General features: G+C 62.7%; 17 protein-coding genes. 10 read left to right on the forward strand and 7 right to left on the reverse strand.

Annotated elements, in window-relative coordinates; all coding sequences use genetic code 11:
• Nucleotides 1-26: 26 nt before the first annotated feature.
• A complete protein-coding gene (hemL, locus tag ACFRJ9_RS22350) occupies nucleotides 27-1346 on the forward strand; it encodes a glutamate-1-semialdehyde 2,1-aminomutase (RefSeq protein WP_377672687.1) in 1320 nt (439 codons plus the stop codon).
• 96 nt (nucleotides 1347-1442) lie between these two features.
• Here the strand turns inward: hemL and ACFRJ9_RS22355 are convergent, their stop codons facing one another.
• Nucleotides 1443-1796, reverse strand: a complete 354-nt coding sequence (locus ACFRJ9_RS22355; protein ID WP_377672727.1) for a hypothetical protein — start codon at nucleotides 1794-1796, stop codon at nucleotides 1443-1445.
• Between ACFRJ9_RS22355 and ACFRJ9_RS22360 the strand changes: the two genes are divergently transcribed.
• Nucleotides 1759-2733, forward strand: a complete 975-nt coding sequence (locus ACFRJ9_RS22360; protein ID WP_377672722.1) for a glycoside hydrolase family 3 N-terminal domain-containing protein — start codon at nucleotides 1759-1761, stop codon at nucleotides 2731-2733. The genes ACFRJ9_RS22355 and ACFRJ9_RS22360 overlap by 38 nt on opposite strands.
• A 150-nt stretch (nucleotides 2734-2883) precedes the next feature.
• Here the strand turns inward: ACFRJ9_RS22360 and ACFRJ9_RS22365 are convergent, their stop codons facing one another.
• The 4 genes from ACFRJ9_RS22365 to ACFRJ9_RS22380 form a co-directional block, all read right to left on the reverse strand.
• Complete coding sequence (locus tag ACFRJ9_RS22365) at nucleotides 2884-3621, reverse strand: amino acid ABC transporter ATP-binding protein (protein WP_377672689.1); 738 nt, start codon at nucleotides 3619-3621, stop codon at nucleotides 2884-2886.
• On the reverse strand, nucleotides 3618-4382 hold the full coding sequence (locus ACFRJ9_RS22370) for an amino acid ABC transporter permease (protein WP_377672691.1): 765 nt from the start codon (nucleotides 4380-4382) through the stop codon (nucleotides 3618-3620). The genes ACFRJ9_RS22365 and ACFRJ9_RS22370 overlap by 4 nt, the downstream gene beginning before the upstream one ends.
• Nucleotides 4383-4394: 12 nt before the next feature.
• On the reverse strand, nucleotides 4395-5345 hold the full coding sequence (locus tag ACFRJ9_RS22375) for an ABC transporter substrate-binding protein (RefSeq protein ID WP_377672694.1): 951 nt from the start codon (nucleotides 5343-5345) through the stop codon (nucleotides 4395-4397).
• A gap of 321 nt (nucleotides 5346-5666) precedes the next feature.
• Nucleotides 5667-6377: a 3'-5' exonuclease gene (locus ACFRJ9_RS22380; RefSeq protein WP_377672696.1), complete on the reverse strand. Its 711-nt coding sequence runs from the start codon at nucleotides 6375-6377 to the stop codon at nucleotides 5667-5669.
• Between the two features lie 65 nt (nucleotides 6378-6442).
• Here ACFRJ9_RS22380 and ACFRJ9_RS22385 point away from each other — a divergent pair, with 65 nt between their 5' ends.
• Genes ACFRJ9_RS22385 through ACFRJ9_RS22395 form a run of 3 tightly spaced genes read left to right on the forward strand, consistent with a single transcriptional unit; the run spans nucleotide 6443 to nucleotide 13715 of the window.
• Nucleotides 6443-6859, forward strand: coding sequence for an MGMT family protein (locus ACFRJ9_RS22385; protein ID WP_377672699.1), 417 nt, complete (start codon nucleotides 6443-6445; stop codon nucleotides 6857-6859).
• Nucleotides 6856-10215, forward strand: coding sequence for an ATP-dependent helicase (locus tag ACFRJ9_RS22390; protein WP_377672701.1), 3360 nt, complete (start codon nucleotides 6856-6858; stop codon nucleotides 10213-10215). Before ACFRJ9_RS22385 ends, ACFRJ9_RS22390 begins: the two co-directional genes overlap by 4 nt.
• Nucleotides 10212-13715: an ATP-dependent helicase gene (locus ACFRJ9_RS22395; RefSeq protein ID WP_377672703.1), complete on the forward strand. Its 3504-nt coding sequence runs from the start codon at nucleotides 10212-10214 to the stop codon at nucleotides 13713-13715. Before ACFRJ9_RS22390 ends, ACFRJ9_RS22395 begins: the two co-directional genes overlap by 4 nt.
• Nucleotides 13716-13719: 4 nt before the next feature.
• Here the strand turns inward: ACFRJ9_RS22395 and ACFRJ9_RS22400 are convergent, their stop codons facing one another.
• The gene (locus tag ACFRJ9_RS22400; protein ID WP_377672706.1) at nucleotides 13720-14979 is read right to left on the reverse strand and encodes a macrolide 2'-phosphotransferase; all 1260 of its coding nucleotides are present in this window, start codon (nucleotides 14977-14979) and stop codon (nucleotides 13720-13722) included.
• A gap of 172 nt (nucleotides 14980-15151) precedes the next feature.
• On the opposite strand from ACFRJ9_RS22400, the gene nudC reads away from it, so the two are divergent.
• From nudC to ACFRJ9_RS22415, 3 genes are read left to right on the forward strand one after another with little or no spacing between them, the layout of a single operon-like run.
• Nucleotides 15152-16138 (forward strand): NAD(+) diphosphatase, encoded by a 987-nt coding sequence (nudC, locus tag ACFRJ9_RS22405; protein ID WP_377672708.1) that lies wholly within the window; start codon nucleotides 15152-15154, stop codon nucleotides 16136-16138.
• Entirely contained in the window at nucleotides 16135-18267 is a 2133-nt protein-coding gene (locus tag ACFRJ9_RS22410; protein ID WP_377672710.1) for an ATP-dependent DNA helicase UvrD2, read from the forward strand. Before nudC ends, ACFRJ9_RS22410 begins: the two co-directional genes overlap by 4 nt.
• Complete coding sequence (locus tag ACFRJ9_RS22415) at nucleotides 18267-18893, forward strand: M48 family metallopeptidase (RefSeq protein WP_377672713.1); 627 nt, start codon at nucleotides 18267-18269, stop codon at nucleotides 18891-18893. The genes ACFRJ9_RS22410 and ACFRJ9_RS22415 overlap by 1 nt, the downstream gene beginning before the upstream one ends.
• Before the next feature lie 63 nt (nucleotides 18894-18956).
• On the opposite strand, the gene ACFRJ9_RS22420 is transcribed toward ACFRJ9_RS22415, so the two are convergent.
• Nucleotides 18957-20405 (reverse strand): zinc-dependent metalloprotease, encoded by a 1449-nt coding sequence (locus ACFRJ9_RS22420; protein ID WP_377672716.1) that lies wholly within the window; start codon nucleotides 20403-20405, stop codon nucleotides 18957-18959.
• A 210-nt stretch (nucleotides 20406-20615) separates the two neighbouring features.
• Here ACFRJ9_RS22420 and ACFRJ9_RS22425 point away from each other — a divergent pair, with 210 nt between their 5' ends.
• Together ACFRJ9_RS22425 and ACFRJ9_RS22430 are read left to right on the forward strand one after the other, a co-directional pair.
• Complete coding sequence (locus ACFRJ9_RS22425; RefSeq protein ID WP_377672719.1) at nucleotides 20616-21752, forward strand: PDZ domain-containing protein; 1137 nt, start codon at nucleotides 20616-20618, stop codon at nucleotides 21750-21752.
• Nucleotides 21753-21883: 131 nt separating this feature from the next.
• Nucleotides 21884-24880: a UPF0182 family protein gene (locus ACFRJ9_RS22430; RefSeq protein ID WP_377672724.1), complete on the forward strand. Its 2997-nt coding sequence runs from the start codon at nucleotides 21884-21886 to the stop codon at nucleotides 24878-24880.
• Nucleotides 24881-24967: the final 87 nt, after the last annotated feature.

Raw genomic sequence — 24967 nt, forward strand, 5'->3', positions numbered from 1 at the left:
GCGAAATCACTGAAAGAATAGGAACCATGACCTCAAACACCCCTGTGTCCGACCAACTGTTCGACCGCGCCCGGTCCTTGATGCCTGGCGGAGTCAACTCGCCGGTTCGGGCCTTTGGCTCTGTGGGCGGCACTCCGAAGTTCATGGTCTCGGCGAAGGGCGCCTACCTCACGGACGCCGATGGCAAGGAATACGTCGACCTTGTCTGCTCGTGGGGTCCCGCCCTGCTGGGCCACGCCCACCCGGCTGTCCTCGATGCCGTGCACGCCGCCGTGGACCGAGGCCTGTCGTTCGGTGCTTCAACTCCGGACGAGGCCAATCTGGCAGCGATCGTCAAGGAGCGCGTGTCCGCGGTGGAACGACTCCGCATGGTCTCCACCGGTACCGAAGCCACCATGACGGCGGTCCGGCTGGCCCGCGGCTTCACCGGCCGCAACCTCATCATCAAGTTCGCCGGCTGCTACCACGGCCATCTGGACGGGCTGCTGGCCGCTGCTGGTTCAGGGGTGGCGACGCTGGCCCTTCCGGGATCCGCCGGAGTCACCGCCGCAACAGCGGCTGAAACTTTGGTGTTGCCGTACAACGATCTCGCTGCTGTCGAGGCCGCCTTCGGCACTCACGGCAGCAACATCGCGGCCGTGATCACTGAGGCAGCGCCGGCCAACATGGGAGTCGTAACCCCGGGGGAGGGTTTCAACGCCGGACTCTCCCGCATCACCAAGGAGCACGGCGCGCTCCTGATCCTTGACGAAGTCCTCACCGGTTTCCGTACCGGCTACGCAGGCTACTGGGGCCTCACCGGCCGCCAGGAAGGCTGGGTACCTGACCTGCTGACCTTCGGTAAGGTCATTGGCGGCGGAATGCCGACGGCGGCCCTTGGCGGACGTGCCGACGTCATGGACTACCTCGCGCCCGTTGGACCGGTGTACCAGGCCGGCACATTGTCGGGAAACCCTGTGGCCATGGCCGCAGGTGTCGCCACGCTGACTCATGCAACCCCGGAAGTCTACGCCTACGTCGATGCCCGCTCGCTGGAATTGTCGGCTGCGCTTTCCTCTGCCTTTGACGCTGAAGGAGTGGATCACTCCATCCAGCGCGCCGGAAACCTGTTCTCGGCAGCGTTCGGAACTTCAGCCCACGGCGTGCACAACTACGACGACGCCCAGGGCCAGGAAACCTTCCGTTACGCCCCCTTCTTCCACTCGATGCTGGACTCCGGGGTCTACCTGCCACCGTCTGTCTTCGAAGCCTGGTTCCTGTCCGCGGCCCACGACGACGCCGCGATGAACCGAATCATCGAAGCCCTCCCGGCGGCCGCGAAAGCGGCGGCTGCCGCAACGGCATAGTTCCGCCTGTGCCCCGGACCGTTGCAGGAGCAACCGTCCGGGGCATTGCCATGTCTCCAGGGGGTAGGCTCGTAGAGGAAACCCAGCCCCAACGAATTAACGGTTTACCATGCGCAAGACCCAGACATTTGCATCCCTCACGGCGAGCATCGCGACCGCTGGAGTGCTTGTCGCCGTCGCGTCAGGCTGCTCAAGCGGTAGCGGAGCCGCCGGTCCAAGCTCTGCGGGGCCTACGTCGTCGGGGATGTCATCCTTCCCATCAAGTACCAGCTCATCGTCGTCGCCGCCGGCAACAACGCAGGCGCCCACGCCTTCCGTGCCTCCGTCCCCGGCTCCATCGAGCAATCCACCCACAGCAGCCGAGCGAGAACTCGCCGCGCTGAGTCTCGAACAGCGGGTCGGGCAGCTGTTCATGGTCGCGGCCAAGGCCACTGGGGCGGAGCCAGCCACGATGGAAGCCTTGAAGAAGTACCACACAGGGAACATCTACCTCAGCGGACGAAGCCAGGCGGGAACTGCCGCCACTGCTGCAGTTGTCAGCTCAGCCACGGGCACGGTCTCGGCCGCCACGACCGGCGGACTTCCCCTCTTTGTGGCCACTGACCAGGAAGGTGGTTACGTTCAGGTACTGTCGGGGCCCGGTTTCTCCACGATTCCCACCGCACTGGTGCAGGCAGGGGCCGGTCCGGTCAAACTCCGCGCCGACGCTGCTGTGTGGGGCAAGGAACTTCGAACCGCGGGGGTGAACGTCAACCTTGCTCCGGTCCTGGACACTGTAACAAGCCCTGAGTTCGCGCCGTCGAACGCCCCGATCGGACACTTTCAGCGCGAGTACGGATATACGCCAAGTCAGGTGTCTTCGCTGGGAAACGCCTTCGCCGACGGGATGAAGGACGCGGGGGTCGCCCCGGTAGTGAAACACTTCCCGGGCCTCGGACGGGTTGTGCCCAACACTGATGTCACCAGCAACGTGCGGGACACTGCCACCACCCGCAACGATCCGAATTTGGAACCTTTCCATGCCGCCATCAAGAATGGCGCGCAGTGGGTCATGGTCTCCAACGCCTACTACGATCGGATTGATCCAGCCAACATCGCCCCCTTCTCGCCCGTAGTGATGGACACGATGCTCAGGGGTGACGCCGGCTTCAAGGGGATTATCTTGTCGGACGACCTGTGCAGCGCAGGGCAATTGGAACCGTGGACAGATGGCGAGCGGGCGTTGAACTTCTTTGCTGCAGGGGGAACCATGCTGGTGTGTGCTGATCCGGCGAGCATCCCTGCCATGCACCAGGCAGTAGTCCGGAAGGCACAAGGAGATCCGGCATTTCGGGCAAGAGTCGATGCCGCGGCCCTGACCGTCCTCAAGGTCAAAGCCGGCCCCTAGGGAATCCGCACGGCCTGCAAGGAAAGGGATACAGGAAACCCCGCTCGTGGTGATCTTCACTGTGATGGTGAGGGTCGCGACGAGCGGGGCCTGCTGTATTGAGCTGTGGTTAGTCCTTGGCTGGTGCCGTTCTGTCAGAGAACGTCCCTGTCAGAGAACGTCCGAGAGGAAGCCTTGGAGGCGCTCCGTCTGCGGGTTGTTGAACACTTGCTCCGGCGGACCGGACTCCACCACCACGCCGGCGTCCATGAAGGTCACGACGTCCGAGACGTTGCGTGAGAATCCCATTTCATGGGTCACCACCACCATTGTCATGCCGCCTTGGGCGAGGTCCGTCATCAGGGCGAGGACACCCTTGACGAGCTCCGGGTCGAGTGCGGACGTGGCTTCGTCGAAGAACATGACTTCAGGCTTCATGGCCAGAGCCCGGGCAATTGCCACACGCTGCTGCTGGCCACCGGAAAGGTTGGCCGGCCGCGCATCTGCCTTCTGCTTCAGGCCAACCAGGTCCAACTGGGCCAAAGCTTCATCCCTCGCCTGGTCCTTGGACATGCCGCGGAGCTTGCGCAGCGCAAGGGAGATGTTCTCCGCGACGGTCTTGTGCGGGAACAGGTTGAACTGCTGGAAGACCATGCCGATCCGTCGGCGTAGTTCGTCGGGATTGTCCTTGAGGACTGAACGGCCATCGAGCAGGATGTCACCCTGGTCCGGCTCAATGAGCCGGTTCATCACGCGCAGAAGGGTTGACTTACCCGAACCGGAAGGACCGATCACGGATGCCGTAGTGCCCTTCTCGACGTGAAGGTCGATGCCCCGCAACACATGGTTGCTGCCGAACGACAAATGGATGTTCTTCGCCGTCAATGTTCCTGAAGCGAATTCACTCATGCCTGGGCTCCTTTTCCAACGACGGCAGCAGCCTCGTCCGGTTCCTTCTTTTCCGGGCGCCCGGAACGCATGCGGGCATCGATCCAGTTCACGAAGTGCGTGAGCGGGATGGTCAGTGCCAGATAGAAGATTGCTGCAGCAACGTACGGCGACAGGTTGCCGCTGTTGGCTGCGGCATCCTTGCCGATCTGGAAGATCTCACGCTCCGATGCGAGCAGGCCAAGCATGAAGACCAAAGACGATTCCTTGATCAATGCGATGAACTGGTTCACCAACGCCGGGAGGACTCGACGGATGCCCTGGGGTACCACCACAAGGCGCATGGACGAGCCGTAGCTGAAACCCAAAGCACGTGTGGCTTCGAGTTGTCCCTTGTCCACGCTCTGGATGCCGGAACGGAAGATCTCGCCGATGTAAGCGCCGGACATCAAGGACAAGGCCGCGATGGCCATCGGGTACGGGCTCGTGGAGCCTGTCAGTTCACGAATGATGGGTCCGAAACCGAACCCGATCACCAGGATGGTCAGCACAGGTGGAAGACCACGCAGGATGTCCGTGTAGACGCGTGCAATCCACCGCGCGGCCGCGTTCCGGGAGATCCCCATCAGGGCAAGCAGCATGCCGATTGCCGTCCCGATAATGCCGGAGGTGACAGCCAGGATCAGGGTGTTCGGCAGGCCGACCGCGAACATTTTGGGGATGACTTCGCCCATTGCCTCCCAGTCAAAGAAGGTCTGGGCGAGTTGATTGAGGATATCCATGGAACGTCCGGGCTACTTTGCGGGAACTTGGACGGCCTTGCTGCCCGGGGTCCAGCCCTGCGGGGTCTGCTCGGCCGGCGTCGGACGGTCTTTGTACCACTCGGCAGTCAGCTTGCTCCAGGTGCCGTCTGCGATTACGGCGTCAAGGCCCGAGTTCAGGGCGTCGATCAGCGGCTGGTTGTCCTTGTTCACAGCGTAGGCGGTGAAGTTCTGCGTGTTGACGACCTTCTCGGCGATCTTGGTGCCGTCGCCTTCCTTGACCTGGCCGTCGGCCTGCTGGGAGGGAGCAACCCAAGCGTCGATCTGGCCGTTCTTCACGTTGCCGTAGACCGTGTTGTAGTCAGGGAAACGGACGGGTTCGATCTTCAGCGTGTTGGTGACGTAGTCATCCTGGACCGTACCCTGGACAACGCCGATGCGCAGGCCTTCCTTGAGGTCGGCGAATCCGGTGACCTTGGCGTCGTTCTTGGTCACAACAGCCATGTAGCCGAAGTCGTAGCCGTTGGTGAAGCCAACGGTCTTGCGGCGGGCGTCAGTGGTGGAGATCGAGGAGGATCCGACGTCGAACTGCTTGTTCGCAACCTGGGACAGGAGGGCAGAGAAGTCCGTGGAAGCGAACTCCACCTTCAGGCCGAGCTTGTCGCCAATGGCACGCAGGAGTTCGTTGTCGTAGCCGGTGAACTTGCCGGAAGGATCGATGAAGATGTTCGGCGGTGCATCCGAAAGGGTGCCCACGCGGAGGGTGCCGTCGGTAACGAGACCAAGCTTGGACTTGTCGATCTTGTCCAGCGGTGTGACGTCGGCGGTGGTGAACTTGTCCAGCGTCTGCTGGTCGCTGCCGGCGAGGGCGTCAGTGGGGGAGCCGCTGGGTTCGGAGGTTCCTCCGCCGCAGGCTGCCAGGGAAATCACCAGGGCTGCGGCCACAGGGGCGGCAGAGAACCACTTGAGGGCTTTGAATTTCATGAAGAAATCACTTTCATCGGGTCACAGAGACGTTTCGCGGTGGGCGGGGAAGGTGGCAGCAAGCGAAGGTCGACTGCCTTAGCAGAGTTCAACCCGCCAAACTTAATTATGTCACCAGCCCACTAAGGCACCGTGAATCGAATAAGTGATTGCTGTGGCTCAATTTTTCCGAACAAAGTTGCAGCCAAAAGGCCAAACATCAACGGTCCATTCCGATAGTCACGGCGCAGATGGAATCCCAGCGCGCACCTTTGCCTCCGGAGGGTTCCCGGATTTATTGTGACTTGCGTCGCAGATCGTAACCTACGGGCGAACCCTTGCCTAGAAGCCTCCCCGGCTGGCGTCCTCTGGCGGCAGGACCGGCCAATCGCCCTCAATAACGGCGGTGGGCTTGCTGCGCCGGAGATACTGCTGGAAGTCGGCGGCCTGGGAGGCAGCCCAGTCCACCTGCAAATGATGGAGCTTTGAGGCAGGCATGTGCAACTTGGGAAATTTACCCGCCATGGCGTCCAGCACGCGAAGTGTTGCCAAAGCATCCGCAGCGGACGTGTGCGCGTTGTTCAGGTCGATGCCGTATTCCTCGCACAGCGCGGTCAGCGTACGTTTGCCCTTGCGGTACCGGTCCACCTGCTTGTTCATGACGTACGGATCCAACACCGGGAAGCGGCTCAGCTGGGGAACTCCGTACCGTGCGGACTCGGCTGCCAAAACGGTGAAATCGTAGCTTGCGTTGAAAGCAATGACCGGAGTGCCGTCGTCGAACAGTCCCTGCAGAACCCCGGCGACTTCGCGGGTGACCTCGGCCGCGGGCCGCCCCTCGGCGCGGGCCTTTTCGGTGGTTACACCGTGTACTTCGCTGGCTTCCAAAGGAATCTCGACGCCGGGGTCGGCCAGCCACTCATGTTCCGCGATCAACTCGCCGTGGGCATCCACCACTGTGATGGAGGCAGTGACGATTCGTGCCGACCGCGAGTTCTTCCCGGTGGTCTCGAGGTCGAACGCGGCGCGGGAGAGGGTGTTCCAGGAGCTCATGCGTTCACGCTACCGGCTGCCCCTGACACTATTGGGCGCGACACTCCTGCCGTTACGCTGAACACATGCGGATGGAATATGTGACGGCAGTATTGGCCGTCGTGGACCTCGTTCCGTCCGGCGCCGCGGTCTCCTATGGGGACGTCGCAGAACTTCTGGGAGCGGGTGGGCCCAGGCAAGTGGGCGCGGTTATGAGCCACTACGGCAGCTCGGTCGCCTGGTGGCGTGTCCTGAGGGCCAGCGGCGACGCACCTCCTGGCCACGAGGCCGATGCCCTGCGGCATTATCTGGAGGAGTCCACCCCCCTTCATGGCGCCTACCAGGCATTCCTGAGGACGGGCGAAGGCAGGTGGCGTGTGGACCTGACCGCGGCACGGTGGGCACCCTCCGAAGCGGATTTTGACCAACTTGATGTGATCTCGGACCAGTTGGAGCGTCAACTCCATATTTTGTCGGTACCCGATGATGAAATGACTGTGTGACCGCGACTCTCACCAAATCCCGCCAAGCGCCGGCAGCTCTTCGCCTTCTTCCGCCCCGCGAGACCCATTTCATGGCACCTGGCCTGTCTTCGGACCAGCAGGCAGTAGTGTCCTTGCGGCAGGGGAGCGGCCCAGTACTCGTCCCCGGCGGTCCCGGAACCGGAAAGTCCACGGTCCTCGTGGAATCCGCGGTCCGGAGGGTCCGTGAGGACGGAGTTGACCCCGAGCGGATTCTGATACTCGCCCCGGGCCGCCATGCCGCGGCCGCGTTGCGTGACACTTTCACCGGGCGGCTGGACAGGAGCCTCAGTACGACGCCGGCCCGCACCTGGGCCTCATACGCTTTTGATGTCATCCGACGCGCCAAGGCAGAAGGTGTACTGCCGCTGCCGCGGCCCCCGAAGCTCCTGTCGGGACCGGAGCAGGACCTCATCATCAAGGAGTTGCTTGAGGGCCATTCCCGCTCCGGTTTTCAGTTGCCGTGGCCGGAAGACCTCGCCGCTGCTCTTCCCACGCGCGGCTTCCGCCATGAAATCCGGCAATTGTTTGACCGCATCATTGAGTCCGGTCGCACTGCCGAGGACCTGGTCGGCCTGGCCTACGAATGTGGGCGGCCTGACTGGATGGCGGCGGCGGAGCTCTACACGGAGTACCGGGATGTCCTGGACCTGCGCATGCCGGAGGCTTTTGATCCCGCCGGTATCATCACCACCGCCCGGCAGATCTTCCAGGATTCCCCCGCCTTCCTTGCCGCAGAACGTGAGCGCCTCCAGCTCATCCTTGTGGACGACGCCCAGGAATCGAATCCGGCAGTGTTCGAGCTTTTGGCCGATGTGGCCGAAGGCAAGGACGTTGTGGTGACGTACTCGCCGGATACTGTAGTGCAAGGTTTCCGCGGTGCCCGCCCGGATCTTGTGGCGGAGTTGCCGTCCCTTGTGGGCGGTGTTCGGCAGTCGGTTCGGGAATGCCCCCTGTGGGTGACCCACCGCCACGCGCCCGAGGTGGCTGAAGCCTGGACGCGGGTTGCAGCCCGTATTTCGCAACGTTCAGGCGGCCAGCTTGCCCGGCGCCTTGAACAACCGTCAGTGCCGGTTCCGTCGGCAAGCGAGCCGGAACCGGCCGCTGAAGGGAGGGTGGAAGGCCATATCCTGCCTTCCGCCGTTCATGAAATGCGATACGTCGCCCAGCGCATCCTGGAAGCACAGCTCCGGGACGGGCGGGAGTTCAGCGAGATTGCCGTCATCGTCCGCAACGGAGGCCAAATTTCCCAGGTTCAGCGCTACCTCGCAGGCCAAGGCATTCCGGTGCGCGTTCCGGTGGCGGATTCGGCAGTCCGGGACGAGGTTGCTGTGCGTCCTTTGCTTGAAGCGTTCGCTATCGTTCTAGATCCCGCACGGCTGACCCCTGAAACTGCGGTTTCCCTGTTGACCTCACGTATTGGCGGAGCAACAGCAATCGAATTGCGCAGGCTCCGCCAGTCACTGCGCCGCGAAGAGCTCCTGGGCGGCGGCGGCCGGTCCAGCGACTCCCTGCTGGTCGAGTCGCTGCTTCAACCGGGAGCGCTGGCTTCTCTGGGGATCGAGGCCGGTTCTGCCCGCCGCCTGGCCCATATGTTCGCGGCCGGTGCCACGGCTTCAGCCGAACCGGGTGCCAATGCTGAATCGGTGCTGTGGGCGCTGTGGCAGGCCACTGGGTTGTCTGGCCGCTGGGCAGAATTGGCCCTCGAAGGCGGGACGGCCGGTGCCCGTGCGGACCGTGACCTCGACGCCATGATGGCGTTGTTCCACACGGCCGAACGCTTTGTCGACCAATTGCCGGGTTCCGGTCCGGAGCAATTCCTGGACTACTTGCTGAACCAGGAGCTGCCCATGGATACCCTCGCCGCGCGGGCACAGCTGGAAGCGTGCGTTGAGATCATGACGCCGGCCAGCGCCGCCGGGCGTGAATGGCCCGTCGTTATCGTGGCTGGTCTCCAGGAAGGTGTGTGGCCCAACACCCGCCTGCGCGGGGAGCTCCTGGGCAGCACCTTGTATGCAGACGCCGTTGAACACGGAGTGGAGCACGCCCTCCGGCGAGGCCCCATGAGCCGGCTGCGCGATATCCGTTACGACGAACTTAGGAGTTTCTCCACGGCCGTCTCACGTGCCCGCGAAGTCCTGATTTGCACGGCTGTGTCGTCAGAGGACGAACAGCCTTCAGCCTTCTTGGATTACGCGGCTCCGTTGCCCGCGGGGGAGTTTCGGCGGGACTACACCCCAGTGGACCGCCCCATGACTCTCCGGGCCCTCGTAGCTGAACTGAGGCAGCACGCGCAGTCGCAGGATCCTGACGCCGGCGTCGGCGGCCCGGCACGGGAGGCTGCACGGATACTGGCCAAGCTGGCAAGCGTTGAACCGCCGGTTGCCGGTGCGCACCCGGACACCTGGTGGGGTTTGGCGTCGTTGAGCTCCGAGGAGCCAGTGGTGCCGGCGGGAGGTACGGTGTCTGTCTCACCATCCAAGGTTGAGGCTGTCCACAAGTCCCCTCTCGATTGGTTTGTCCAAGCCGCGGGAGGGGAAGCTGCCACCGATTTCGCACGCAGCCTTGGCACCCTGGTTCACGGCATTGCCCAGGAGTTGCCCGAGGCCTCCGGTGCGGAGTATGTAGCCGAACTCGTCCGCCGCTGGCCTACGTTGGGCATGAAGGACAACTGGGAAGGAAAGCTCGATTTCCAGCGCGCTGAGCTCATGGTGCGTAAGTTGGCCCAGTATGTGTTGCTGATGCGCAGCGAGGGCCGGAGCCTGGTGGCGGTGGAGCAGGACTTCGAGGTCAGCCTCCCTGACGTTGCCCTGGAAGCTGACACCCCGGGTGCATCCGAAGCAGCGGGCGCCGCACCTGCACGTCACGCGATCCTTCGAGGACAGGTGGACCGTTTGGAGATTGATCCCGAAGGCCGCCTCGTGATTGTCGATCTCAAAACCGGAAAGCGCCAGCCCGGCAAGGCGGAGGTAGCCAGGCACCCCCAACTGGGTGCCTACCAGGCGGCCGTTCTCAAAGGCGCCTTCCACGACGCAGGAACAGCGGCGGAAGCGCGCGACGCCGGATCGCTCGCCGGAGCGTCCAGTGGCGCCGCGCCCGGCGGCGCCGTGCTGGCCCAACTCGGGACCAAGACCAAGAGTCCTGGCGTGCAGCAGCAGGAGCCACTGGACCCTGATGACAACTGGGCCGAGGTCTTGGTCAACGAGGCAGCGGTCTTGATGGCGGGGGCGGAGTTCGAAGCCCGACACGATCCCAGCAAGGGAGGACACGGCGGTCATGGCTGCCGCCTTCCGGATGTTTGCCCGCTGTGCGCAAGAGGAAAGCAGGTCACCGAATGACAACTGAGCTACTGGACGGCCATGCAGCCGGACTCTCCGGTGCCTTTGGCGCGGCAGGTGTCCCTGAACCACGGTTCTCCCCGTCTCAACTGGCAGACATTCTTGGCGAGAAGAACCACCCCACATCCGAACAGGCGGACATCATCGCCTCGTCCCTCACGCCGCGCCTGGTGATCGCGGGAGCTGGCTCCGGCAAGACCGCCACCATGGCCGATCGCGTCGTGTGGCTCGTGGCCAATGGTTTGGTGCGGCCCGAAGAAGTGCTTGGCGTGACCTTCACCCGCAAAGCCGCGGGCGAACTGGCCAGCCGAATCCGGTCCAAGCTGGCAACCCTCCAGCGAATAGCCGCTGATGACGACGGCAGCATCGGTTTCCCGGAAGGACTCCTGGGCGCTGACGACCTCGAACCCAAGGTATCCACCTACCATTCCTACGCCAGTGGCATCGTGTCGGATTATGGCTTGCGGTTGGGCATCGAACGAGACGTCGTTCTGCTCGGTGGCGCGCAATCGTGGCAGTTGGCGAGTGAAGTCGTGGAGGCCTACGACGGCGACTACGAGCATTTCACTGCGGCCAAGTCCACGCTGGTAAACGCCGTCATTCAGTTGGCCGGCGAGTGTGCTGAGCATCTTCAGGATCCCGGCGCCGTACGGGACTGGGTGTTGGAGCGTGTTGAGGCCTTTGAGCAGCTTCCCTATGTTGCCGGTGCCAAGAAGAATCCCACCCAGGCCGCGGGGGATTTGGCAGCAATGCTGAGAACCCGGGCCAGCGTGGCCGACATGGTTGTGCGGTACCAGGACGCCAAGCGCCAACGCGGCGTTCTCGATTTCGGCGACCTGGTGGCTCTCGCTGCCCGGATTGCCAGTGACATTCCCCTTGCCGCCTCCACGGAGCGTGCCCGCTACAAGGTGGTTCTCCTTGATGAATTCCAGGACACGTCCCACGCTCAGCTTGTCCTGTTCTCCCGGCTCTTCGGCGGAGGACATGCGGTCACCGCCGTGGGGGATCCCAACCAGTCGATTTACGGGTTCAGAGGTGCCTCGGCCGGGCAACTCTTCCATTTCGTGCAGGAGTTCCCGGTTCGCCGGCCGGATCCCGGTACGGGGCAGGAGGCCTTTTCCGTTGCTCCTACCTCATACCTGACCACTGCATGGCGCAACGGGAGGAATATCCTTGGGGCCGCCAATACCATCGCCGCACCGTTGAACAAGGCAGCCGTTTCTGATGGGCCGGCGGGGGAGAGAAGCACGCCCAAGAAGGTCTCCGTCCCTGCATTGGTCCCGAGCCCGGCGGCTGTGGACGGAAAGGTGGTGATCGGGCGCTTCGGCACCGATGAGGATGAGGCCGCCGTGATCGCCAGGGATATTCGGCGATACCGGCGTACGGTCTTCGAGGAAGAAAAAGATGGTTCGCCCGTACGGCCCACCATGGCAGTCCTGTGCCGTCGGCGTGCCCAAATGGAATGCCTACGCCGCGAATTTGAGGTGCAAGGTATCGCCTACGAGATCGTCGGGCTGGGAGGTTTGCTGGATACGCCGGAGATCGTAGACCTTGTGTCCACGCTGCGGGTTCTTGCCGATCCAGGCCGGTCCGATGCCTTGATGAGGCTCTTGGCGGGAGCGCGTTGGCGCATCGGCCCCGCCGACCTGATGGCATTCAGCGACTGGTCCCGTTTCCTTGCGCGCCGACGCTCAGCTCCGGACTCTCATTCTGATGCCGTGGACGCCAACGAGGACCCCGCATCAGTGGTGGTGGAAAGCGACATCACCGATGCCGCGAGCCTTGTAGAGGCCCTCGATTTCCTGCCGAGGCCCGGGTGGACTTCGGGCCACGGCCGGAGCTTGAGCCCCGCAGCAATGGAACGGCTCGCCAAGCTCGGCACGGAACTTCGGTATCTTCGCAGCTACATCGGTGACGACCTCACTACTCTCCTCGGAGAAGTCGAGCGGGCAATGCTGTTGGACATCGAGGTAGCAGCCAAACCTGGAATCAGCATCCACCAGGCCCGGCGCAACCTGGATGCATTCCAGGACGCCGCGGCCGGATTCCTGCAGACCTCGCAGCGCATCGACTTGCTTGCCTTCTTGTCGTGGTTGGAGGCTGCGGCCTCCGAAGAGGGTGGCCTGGACATAGCTCCTGTTGAAACCAACCGGGAGGCAGTCCAGTTGTTGACTGTCCATGCCTCCAAGGGATTGGAATGGGACGTTGTCTTCGTCCCTGGCCTCAATGCCGGCTCGTTCCCCAGCACCAGGGATTCACGGTGGAGCAGTGGAGCCGCGGCGTTACCGTGGCCATTGAGGGGTGACCGCGCTGACCTTCCCCAGTGGGATCTCGACCAGCCCGACCAAAAAGGCTGGTTGGACGCGGAGAAGGACTTCAAGTCCGAGGTCCAGCATCATGGCGAGGCCGAGGAGAGAAGATTGGCCTACGTGGCCTACACGCGGGCAAAGTTCGTCTTGTGGGTCTCCAGCGCCGCCTGGAACGGCTCCCGCTCAGGTATAGCCGAAATGTCGGCCTTTCTCTCTGAGTTGGCACCGCTTGCAGGGCTGGACGATGTAGGGGATCGCCGGGAAGCGGCCAGTGCGGTGGTTCACGCGGACTCCGTCGCCGAGGAGTCCTTGCCGGATGTTAGCCCACTAACCACAACGCTCGAGGTAGCGCAATTCCCCTATGATCCCCTTGAAGGGCCTTCGGACCCTCGGACCGGGGCCCGTCTCAGGCTCGTGCCCGGCAGGCGGGTCGCGATGGACCGGGCCGCAGATTTGGTCCTTGAATACCTCGGGAACTCCGCCCATGACTTGCCGCTGGAGGAGTTGAGGGGGACAGCGGGGCGGTGGTCGCAGGAAGCCGGGCTCCTGCTCGATCGCCAACGCCAGCGTAAGACCATCCAGGACGTCCACTTGCCGAGCCACATCTCGGCGTCGCTTTTTGTGGACCTGGGCGCTGACGCTGCCGCAGTCCTGTCCCAGCTTCGCCGTCCTGTGCCCCGGGAACCCGGAATCTCGGCCCGAAAAGGCACAGCATTCCATGCGTGGGTGGAGGAATTCTACGGGACCACCGGCATGCTTGACCTCGACGAAGCGCCGGGTTCGGATGCTCACATTGATGAGGCCTATGGCCTGGATGACATGGTGGCCGCCTTCAAGCAATCGGAGTGGTCCCAGCGTGCACCGGTCTTCGTCGAAGTGCCTGTGGAAACCCGGATTGGCGATGTCGTTGTCCGCGGGCGCATCGACGCCGTGTTCCGCGATGCCGACGACCGATGGCAGCTCATTGACTGGAAGACCGGACGACGACCCGCAGGTAAGCAACTGGCTACGCGGGCCGTGCAGTTGGCCGTTTACCGCCTCGCCTGGGCACGCCTGAAAGGAGTGCCCCTCGAAGACGTCAGCGCAGCGTTCTACTACGTGGCGGACGACTCCTTGGTGCGTCCGCACGACCTCGGCAGCGCCGAGGACCTCGAGCAGATCGTTGCACGGGCGCTGGAGAACCAGGACTAGGAGACTAGGACCGCTCTGCTGTGTGCAGCGGTGTCACATTAACCACGTTGATGGCGGCGGTTGACGTGTCGTCAGGAGCCAAAGCAGCATCGGACTCGCTGCCATCGGCGTGGTGGTTGCCTTCCGCGTCCACAGCGCCCGCGGCCGCGTGGGGTTCAGCCTTGGCGTCAGGTGATGACGTGGCAGGCGGCGCGGCGTTCGGGATGGTGGCCACCGATACTGAAGGTTCGGCGTCGGGTATTGCCTCCACACTGACTGGCGGCTGCTGGAAAGCGGCTTCCGCGTCCTCGGCAGAAATAATGCCGGCAGCCTCGACTTCCGCTGCTTGCGCGGCTTCTTCTTCCCTCCGTGCCTGCTCCTCGATGTCGTCAGCAAGGGTTTGAAGCATGGATTCTGCCTCCGCAGTCATGCTTTGGTGGCCGGCGGCCATGGCCTTGACCAAGTATTGGGCCAAAGCGAACTCCGCCAGGAGAGCGGCCCGCCGTAGCAAGTGTGCGTCCGGTGTTTCGCGGCGAGCCTGGGTGTAGTGAGTGAGGACCGCCTCAACGAAGGAGGCTTCGTTCGACGCCACCAGCCAGGCGAAGTCGTCGGCGGGATCGCCGATCCGGAGATCGGTCCACCCGGTCAAGGCCGTCACGGAGTCGTCCAGGACCATCAGGTTGTCCTCGTGGAGATCGCCGTGAACCACAGAGGTGTTGAACCGCCAGAGTGCGACGTCTTCGAGCGCGTGTTCCCAGCGTCGCAGCAGGGTTGCGGGAATCTTTCCGGTGGTGGCCGCCTGGTCGAGTTCGTTGAGCTTTCGCTGCCGGAATTCGTTCGCGGAGTAGCTGGGGAGGTCAGCGTTAGTGACGAGAGTCAGTGGGAGGTCGTGGATGGCCGCCAAAGCCGCGCCGATTTCCTTCGCGAGGGCTGGACTGCCCGCAGAAAGCTCCTCGATTGACAGTGTTGAGCCCTGGAGATGGGCGTAGACAAACGTGGTGAGGGCACCTTGCCGGACGGTACCGGCGATGGTGGGCACGTGGAACGGCAGCTCGGCTCGGATGGCAGGGGCGAAGGCCCGCAGGACCATGAATTCGGTTTCCAGCCGCGTACTGGCTTCGGGATGGCGCGGCGAACGGACCCGCCAGCGTTTGCCTTCGGCATCGAGAAGCAACGCCGAGTCGAAGTCGGCGTCGTCATCGGGGGAAAAGGCTGTAGCCGTCGGCGCCAGGCCAGGCACCGCCGCAGTTGCTACAGCGGCCAGTTCGAGCGGTGTTCTTCTCACGTCTCCCACGGTAGATTGACTGGCGGCTGTGGCCATGATGCAGTGCGGCGAGTCTCCAGATCCGCAGCAAAACAACGCAGAAGTGGCCACTAAAGCACCTCCAAGGGCAGGTGTCCACAAGGCACCACCGTTCCAAATGTTTTTTGTCGGTACGAGTCAGTACGGTAGATACATGAGTTATACGGAGTCGCCGGCGCTGGCCAACCACTTGATGGACACTGTTCTTCCAGTGCGCCCTGCCATGGTGGATCGCGGCTCAGGGGTACGCATGAAGCCGGGCATGGTGGATGACCTCGTTGCCTCCGGAACCGCCAAGGCCATGGTTGTATCCAAACGCAAGGCGCTGGTGACGGCTGAGGGGCTGTGGTTTGGCGACGCTTCGCAGTTATGGCAGGCCCTCGACGGGACGGGCACGGAAGCTGCTGCCATCTACTTGGGAACCACGCTGGGACCTTCGTCCTTGCCGGAGGGCACAGCCGTGCTGCTTTTCACTGTTGTTGATCCTGCTGTTCTTGGTACCGCTGCCGTCCCCCCGCACGCTGAATGGGCCGGTTTCCGGGAAGTCGCCGGGCGCCTAGACGCCAACGACACCGCTTTGTTCATCGAAGCCAGCGCAATCTCCAACTGGCATGCCACGCACACTCATTGCCCGCAGTGCGGAACCCCCACCAATGTTGAGGCGGGAGGCTGGGTTCGGCGTTGTCCCAAAGACAATTCCGAGCACTACCCGCGGACGGATCCGGCGATCATCGTCACGGTGGTCGGACCTGACGGCCGGCTCCTTTTGGGCGGCGGCGGACCCGCCGACGCCAGGAACTATTCCACGCTCGCAGGATTCGTCGAACCCGGTGAGTCGCTGGAGCAAGCAGTGGTTCGCGAAATAGGGGAGGAAGTTGGCGTCCACGTGAAGGCGTGCCAGTATCTTGGTTCGCAGTCATGGCCGTTCCCCGCCTCGCTCATGCTGGGGTTCACCGCCACGACGGACGACGCCGTTGCACGGCCCGACGGCGTTGAGGTCACCAGGGCGCGGTGGTTCAGCCGCGAAGAGCTGCAGGAAGCCGTGCTGAATGGCGAGATCACCATTTCCACACGCCTGTCCATTGCGCGTTCGCTGATTGAACACTGGTACGGCGGCGTCATCGAAGACCTCCAGCCGTGACGACAGACATTTTCGACGCCGGCGGCTCACTCGAAGAGCGCATCCTCGGTGGCTTGGATGACGAGCAGCGCGAAGTAGCCAGTTCCCTGACCGGTCCAATGTGCGTGCTCGCCGGCGCGGGCACAGGAAAAACCCGCGCCATCACCCACCGCATCGCATATGGGGTTCACTCCGGCGTCTACAGTCCGCAACGGTTGCTTGCCGTGACTTTTACAGCCCGGGCAGCGGCAGAAATGCGGAGCAGGCTCCGGGACCTCGGCGTAGCCAACGTTCAAGCCCGTACATTCCACGCAGCAGCCCTGAGGCAGTTGCAATTCTTCTGGCCCCAGGCCATCGGCGGCACGTTGCCCAGTCTCCTGGACCACAAAGCGAATATGATCGCGGAAGCCTCCCGCCGGCTTCTCCTCAAAACGGACCGGGCAATTATCAGGGACCTGGCTGCGGAGATCGAATGGGCCAAGGTCTCCATGCTGACGCCAGCAAATTACTCGGAGAATGCCCAAGACAGGGGGAGTCCCGGAGGATTCGATCTCACGGCAGTATCCCGGGTATTCCAGGCGTATGAGGACATCAAGACCGACCGCAACCTCATCGACTTTGAAGACGTCCTCCTGATAACGGTGGGCATCCTCCAGGAAGACCCGAAAGTAGCAGCAACAGTCCGTGAGCAGTACCGCCATTTCGTGGTGGACGAGTACCAGGACGTCTCCCCGCTGCAGCAGCGGCTACTGGATCTGTGGCTCGGCGGCAGGGATGAGCTGTGCGTGGTGGGCGATGCCAGCCAGACTATTTACTCGTTTACGGGCGCATCGCCCAAGCACCTGCTGGGCTTCAAGAAGCAGTTCCCGGCCGCGTCAGTGGTAAAGCTCATTCGTGACTACCGATCCACACCGCAGGTCGTGAAGCTGGCAAACGACCTTCTAGGGTCGCGGCGAAGCGGCGGCCCCGTGGCCGACGCCGCGTGGGCGACGCCCCTTAAGCTCGTTGCCCAAAGGCCTGTGGGACCGGAACCACGGTTCATGGAGTGCCCGGATGACGAGGCCGAGGCAGCCGTTGTCGCGGGCAGAATCCAAGAGTTGCTGGACACCGGCGTCAAAGCCAGCGAGATCGCTATCCTGTTCCGCACCAATGGTCAGTCCGAGGCTTACGAGCAAGCCCTGGCCTCAGCCGGGATCGGTTACCAGCTCCGGGGCGGCGAACGGTTCTTTGCACGCAAGGAAGTCCGTGACGCCATACTGCAGCTTCGGGCTGCAACCCGGGCCGTCGCTGAGGGTCCGCAGGAATCCTTGGGGCAAATCGTGCGGGACATCGTCGCATCGCTGGGCTACAGCGAATCCGCGCCGCACAGTGGTGGAGCCCTTCGCGAGCGGTGGGAATCCTTGGCTGCGTTGGTGGCTTTGGCCGATGAACTCGCCGTCAGCCGGGGGGAGTCCTTCACGTTGGCTGAATTCGTCAACGAACTCCAGGAACGTTCGGTGGCGCAGCACGCCCCCACGGTCCAAGGCGTGACACTCGCCTCGCTTCACGCCGCGAAGGGCCTTGAATGGGATGCCGTATTCCTGGTTGGCCTCAGCGAAGGCCTTATGCCGATTTCGTTTGCCGACACCCCCGAAGACGTTGATGAGGAACGCCGGTTGCTCTACGTGGGAATCACCCGGGCGCGGGAACACTTGAATCTCTCGTGGTCCACCGCCCGCACGCCGGGTGGCAGGGCCAACCGCAAGCCGTCCCGGTTCCTTGACGGACTCCGGCCCAATTCGGTGGCGTCGGCCAGTGCCCGCAGCAAACCAGGTTCCACGAGGCGCCAAGCCGCCGCACCGGCGTCGTGCCGGGTTTGCGGGAGCATGCTCGGCAGCGGAGCCGAGCGCAAGGTCGGGCGCTGCAACCAATGCCCCCCTACTTACGAGGAACAGACTTTCGAGGCCTTGCGGCAATGGCGGGTGGATGAAGCCAAAGCCGCAGATGTGCCGGCCTATGTCGTTTTCACGAACGCCACCCTGACGGCCATTGCCGAAGCCAAACCGGATTCCCTGGAAGCGTTGAAGGACTTGCCCGGAGTTGGCCCGTCCAAACTGGAGCGCTACGGCGAGGCTGTTCTCGCCGTTCTTGCTGAAAGCACCGAGCTCTGATGGGCCGCCCACCTGCCGTTGATGCCGGCATTCCCCAGGTTACCGACGACGGCGCTCCAGTGGTGGTGCGCCGTTCGAGCAGGCGGCGAAGGACCGTGGCAGCGTTCTGGGAAGACGGGAAGGCGGTTGTCGCCATCCCGGCCAGCTTCACCAAATCCCAGGAACGGGAATGGGTCAGCCGCATGCTGGCCAAGCTCAAGAAGCAAGGCGAGCGTGGCCGAGGACAAGGCCGGCGGCGCCCTGCCTCCGATGCCGCCCTGTCGGAACACGCAATGCACCTTTCCCGGACGTATCTGGGCGGGCGGGCAGTACCGACGTCGGTCCGATGGGTCAGCAACCAGAACTCGCGGTGGGGTTCGGCCACTCCGGCGGACGGCAGCATCAGGCTTTCGAACAAGCTTCAGCCGATGCCGCAATGGGTGGTTGACTACGTTCTTGTCCACGAACTCGCGCACCTGCTGGTGGCTGGACACACCGCCGATTTCTGGCGCCTGGTTGAGGGCTACCCGGAAACCCAGCGCGCCAAGGCTTTCTTGGAAGGCGTGGCTTTTGCTTCGTCACGGGGTCTCACGGGAGATTCCGGCCCCGACGATCAACCTGAGGGTCCTTCGGCAGCAAGGGACTAAGACAGCAGTGGCCGCCATGTCATGTCATGGCGGCCACTGCTGCTTGTCACTGGACGGGGAAGGCTACTTGGCGGGGGACTGAGGATCTGTCTCGCCGGATTCCGGATCGTCGTCTGACCCGGGTTCGTTCGCCGCCGAACCTTCCGCTGTCTCGGTGTCGTCGGTGGTTTCGTAACCCCCGCTGAGCAGCTTCTGCAATGCGTCATCAACTTCACTGTCGCTGGCCTCGGCAAGCCGGCGCCGTTCGGAGAAGCCCTTGGGATCGTCGAGGTCCTCTCCGGTGGGCAGGAGGTCCGGGTGGTGCCAGATCGCGTCGCGCCCTGCAATTCCGCGTTCTTCCTTCAACGTGGCCCACAATGTGGCCGCCTCCCTAAGCCTGCGTGGACGCAGTTCCAGGCCTACCAGTGAGGAAAACGCGTGTTCGGCGGGCCCACCGGTGGCCCGACGACGGCGAACCGTCTCGCGAAGGGCTGTCGCGGAGGGCAGCACGTTTGCGGTGGCTTCCGCGGTCAGCTCGTCCACCCAGCCTTCGACAAGTGCAAGGGCGGTTTCGAGTTTCTCCAGGGCGGCCGTTTGCACCGGGGTTCGTTCCGGAGTGAATACTCCCTGGGATAGTGCTTCCTGGATTCCCTCAGGATTGCTGGGGTCAAGATCACGTGCCAAGTCCTCGATGCGGGACATGTCGATGTGGATGCCGCGGGCGTAGGCCTCAATGGCGCCAAGGAGGTGTCCGCGCAACCAGGGAACCTGGACGAACAGCCGGGCATGGGCAGCTTCACGGACCGCGAGGAATAGCCGGACCTCATTTTCGGGGAGACTGAGGCCCTCACCGAACTTGGCTACGTTGGCCGGGAGCAATGCCATCTCGAGGTCTGCCAGGGGGACGCCGATATCCGTGGAGCTGACTACTTCTGCCGACAGTGCACCGATTGCCTGTCCCAATTGCATTCCAAAGATGGCTCCGCCCATGTTCTGCAGCATCGACGAGGCGCCGCCCATCATGGATTTCATCTCTTCGGGCATCTGTTGCGTCAGGGCGTCGGACAGGGCGTTCGCGATGCTGTTTGCCACCGGTTCGGTCAGGCGCTTCCACGTGCCAAGCGTTGCCTCGACCCACTCGGCGCGTGACCATGCACGGCCAATCAAGCCTGTTGCGGAGAGGTCGGTGACCGGATCCAGCCAGAGCTCGGCGAGCCGGAGTGCTTCGTCGATTTCCCTGGACTGCTGGGCATTTACCGACGGATCAGTACCGGCCGCAGCAACCCGCCGGGCGTTCTCATGGGCAAGCTGCCAGTTCACGGGGCCTTCAGAGGTGGAACTCATCATGGCTTGGACCTGCGAGAACATCTGCTGAAGAAGCTGGGGGTCGTTGGGCAGTCCCGCTGCCTTGGCCAGCTCGGCAGGATCGATGTTGCCCAGCCCCTGTCCACCCATCAGGTTCTGCAGCATTTCGGCCAGCGGATCCTTGGGGGTCTCGTCGTCGTTTGACGGGTTGTTCGGGTTGGAAGTCATGGTGCCGCCGATCGTCGAACTGGCTGGTGATCACTTTCACCGTACCGCGCAGCCCGAATACTGTCTGCCTGGACGCGGTGTCGTTCGCTGTAGGCAAAGCGGTCCCACGACCCCGGACCGCGTAGTGTGGATGTTTGGTATGTGCCCGTCGTCGCCGCCGGCGGGGAGCCCCGGTACCCATCACCAAAACGCCGGCATAGAGAGGCCTCAATGCTTACTTCTCCCAGCCCCGAGGGCTCGTCGGACCAGCGTCAAACGCCCGACGCCGATCCCTCCTCAGTGACTCCGGCACCTGCCCGCGACGTCCGGTACATGATCATGGTGATCTCGGGGCTCCTGGCCCTGGGCCTGGGCATTGGTGCAGCCGCCCTGCCGGTTCCCTATGTTGTGGAGTCAGCCGGCCCCACTTTCAATACCTTGGGCAAGGACGGCGACAAGCCAGTCATCAGCATTTCCGGTCGGGAGTCCTTTCCGGCCAACGGCAACTTGGACCTGACTACCGTTGTGATGACGGGTGGCCCGAAGAGTCCGGCCACTATTTTCGATATTTTCCGGGCCTGGCTGGACAGCTCCAAAGCCATCTATCCCGAAGAACTCATTTATCCCAAAGGCACTACAGCCGAGGAAACGGTTCAACAGGGCGAGATTGCCATGGAGACATCCCAGGAGAATGCCGTTGCGGCAGCGTTGCGGCAACTGGATATTCCGTTTGAGCAGCGGCTGACTGTCGCCGGACTGTCGGATCCTTCACCGTCTTCGGGGAAGATCCAGGAAGGTGACCTCCTGAAGTCCATCAACGGCAAGGCCATCACGTCCATGGGAGTTGTTCAGACCGAACTGGCCGCAGGTGCTGGTGCGCCGGCAGTTGTGGTCGTGGAGAGGAACGGCACCGAAGTAAGTGAAACGGTGACTCCCACCAAAAACCAGGCAGACCGCTACGTCCTGGGCGTGCTGCTGGCCAGCGACTTCACTTTCCCGTTCGATGTCAGTATTTCCCTCAACAACGTGGGGGGACCCAGCGCCGGCATGATGTTCGCATTGGGCATCATGGACAACCTGACGCCCGGTGATCTCACTGGCGGAAAACACGTGGCCGGCACAGGCACCATTACTCCTGATGGTGCAGTGGGAGCGATTGGTGGCATCGCGCAGAAGATGATCGGGGCCAGGCAGCAAGGCGCCACCATGTTCCTTGCGCCGGCCGCCAACTGCGCCGACGTCGTAGGTCATGTTCCGGACGGATTACAGGTCGTCAAAGTCGAAACACTCGCCGACGCCAAGTCAGCTGTGGAACGGCTCGGGTCGGGACAAGACACGGCGGGCCTTCCCACCTGCACCAACAACTAGACTGGCGGTGGAACTTAGCTCCACTGCCACTCGTGGCATATATGACGGACTCTGCCATGGTTCCAACGGCTGGGGATGTCAAGCACGCGCACACCGACTGTTAATTGACGACCACCAATGAGGTACAGAGTTTGTCCCGTCCCGCCAGCTCCAACCCGCCCGGAAGATCGCCGCTGAGACGAGGTGCCCTGACGCCGACGCTGATCGTCGTTGCAGTGGCCGTCGTAGGTTTCATTTTCTTCGCCAATGTGTGGACTGACGTCCTCTGGTACCAGCAACTTGGCTTCTTCGAAGTCTATGTTCGAGAAAACCTGGCAAGGATCATCACTTTCCTGGTCGGTTTCGCCATGATGTTCGCAGCCGTTTTCTTCGCCATCCGGATCGCGTACCACTCGCGACCTGTCTATGCTCCTGACGCCGAGTCGCGGGACAACCTCAACCGCTACCAGGCGCAGCTTGAGCCCGTTCGCCGCGTGGTCATGATCGGCCTGCCGATCCTGTTCGGGCTCTTCGCAGGCAGCGCCGCCGCAAGCCAGTGGCAAAAGGCCCTCCTGTTCTTCAACCAGGAGCCATTCGGCCAGACTGATCCGTTGTTCAACCTCGACATCAGCTTCTACCTGATGTCGCTTCCTTTCCTGGGATTCGTCACAGGGTTCCTGATCAGCATCGCCATTGTGGCCGGTATTGCCGGCATTCTGACGCACTACCTGTATGGCAGCATCCGCCTCATGGAGCGCGGCATCTTCACGAGCCGGGCGGCGCAGATCCACATCGCCGTGACGGGCGCGTTCTTCCTTCTCCTGCTGGGCATCAACTTCTGGCTGGACAGATACACCACTGTGCAGAGCGCTTCGGGCCGCTGGGCCGGTGCACTTTACACGGACGTCAATGCCGTGGTGCCCACCAAGGCCATCCTGGCCGTTGCCGCTGGCTTGGTCGCTATCCTGTTCATCATTGCCGCTGTCATTGGACGCTGGCGCCTCCCGGTGATTGGCACAGCAATGCTGGTTATCACCGCCATCCTGGCGGGCGGTGTCTACCCCTGGGTGATCCAGCAGTTCCAGGTGCGGCCTTCGGAAAACACCCTGGAAAGGGAGTTCATCGACCGCAACATCGAGATGACGCGCGCAGCCTATGGTCTGGACAAGATCGACGTGTCGGCGTACAACGCCACCACCACCGCTACCAGCGGTGCCTTGGCAAAGGACGCACAGACCGCCGCCAATATTCGACTACTGGACCCGAACCTCATTTCGTCGGCGTTCTCTCAGCTTGAGCAATACCGTCCGTACTACCAGTTCCCGCAGACGCTGAATGTTGACCGGTACACAGTGGACGGCAAGGTCCAAGACACGGTCATTGCAGTCCGCGAGCTGAATCCGGATGGCCTTAGCGCGAACCAGCAGACCTGGGTCAACCGCCACATCGTCTATACCCATGGCTACGGTGTTGTCGCGGCCAAGGGTAATAAGTTCACCGTTGACGGCAAGCCCGAGTTCCTCCAGTCCGGCATCCCTTCCAATGGTGTTCTGGGCAACGACACCACTTATGAGCCACGCATCTACTTCGGAGAAAACTCACCCGAGTATTCCATTGTTGGTGCACCCGAGGGAGCGCCGCACCGCGAGCAGGACCGTCCCGCCGGCCGCGAGGGCAGCGGCGAGACCCAGTACACGTTCAACGGCAACGGCGGTCCCAATGTCGGGAACTGGCTCAACCGGATTCTCTACTCCATCAAGTTCCAGTCATCAGACTTGCTCTTGTCGGACGGCGTCAACGAGAAATCCCAGATCCTCTATGACCGCAATCCCCGCGAACGCGTCGAGAAACTTGCGCCGTACCTGACCGTTGATGGCAACGCCTACCCGGCTGTTGTGGACGGCCGCGTGAAGTGGATCGTTGATGGCTATACCACCAGCCAGTATTTCCCGTACTCTCAGCCGCAGCAGTTGCAAAACGCGACGGTTGATTCCCAGACCAGCGCTGGCCGGACGGTTGCGTTGCCGAACAGCTCGGTCAATTACATCCGGAACTCGGTAAAAGCCACGGTTGACGCTTACGACGGTTCTGTTTCGCTGTACGCGTGGGATGACCAGGATCCGATCCTGAAGGCGTGGCAGAAGGTCTTCCCGACGGTCATCAAGCCCTACAGCGAGATGTCCGGCGATCTCATGAGCCACGTCCGGTATCCGGAGGACCTGTTCAAGGTCCAGCGCGAACTGCTGGGCCGTTACCACGTAACAGATCCTGACAGCTTCTACCAGAACAACGATGCCTGGAGCGTTCCCAACGACCCAACGGTCTCGGAAGCCGTCAAGCAGCCGCCGTTCTACATGTCGCTCCAGATGCCTGACCAGGACAAGCCGGCGTTCCAGCTGACATCGTCCTTCATTCCGCAGACGGTCAACGGCAATGCAAGAAACATCCTGTATGGCTTCCTGGCAGCTGACTCCGACGCTGGGAACGTCAAGGGAGTGAAGGCTGACAGCTACGGCAAGCTCAGGCTCTTGCAGCTGCCCACGGACACCCAGGTTCCGGGCCCCGGTCAGGCACAAAACAAGTTCAACTCCGATCCCACAGTGTCGCAGGCGCTTAACCTGCTGCGCCAAGGTGCCTCGGATGTCTTGAACGGCAACTTGTTGACCTTGCCTGTAGGTGGAGGCCTGCTCTACGTCCAGCCTGTCTACTTGAAGTCCACCGGTGAGACGTCGTACCCCACGCTGCAGCGCGTTCTAGTGGCGTTTGGCGACAAGATCGGTTTTGCGCCCACTTTGGATGAGGCACTTGACCAGCTGTTCGGTGGTAACTCCGGAGCCAAGGCCGGTGACTCGGCCAACAACGGTCAGACACCTACCACTCCGCCCGGCACCACAGCACCGCCTGTCGGACCAACTGACGCAAAGGCGGACCTCAAGGCCGCCCTGGACGACGCCAACAAGGCCATCCAGGACGGACAAGCTGCTCTGGCCAAGGGAGACTTCGCCGGCTACGGAACGCAGCAGACCAAGTTGTCTGACGCGCTCCGCAGGGCCATCGAAGCCGAAACCCGCTTGGGCGTGACTCCTGAGACGACGGCGACGCCCAGCGCTACTCCAAGCGCTACGCCGTCACCTTCACCGAGCAACTGATATGTAGAAGCTGTTGTCAAGAGGCAGTTGTGAGCGGCTCCCGGCTTTCGTGTCGGGGGCCGCTTTGGGTTGGGTGCTGTCCGGGTG

Source organism: Paenarthrobacter sp. NPDC056912, from assembly GCF_042786555.1.
Classification (GTDB): domain Bacteria; phylum Actinomycetota; class Actinomycetes; order Actinomycetales; family Micrococcaceae; genus Arthrobacter.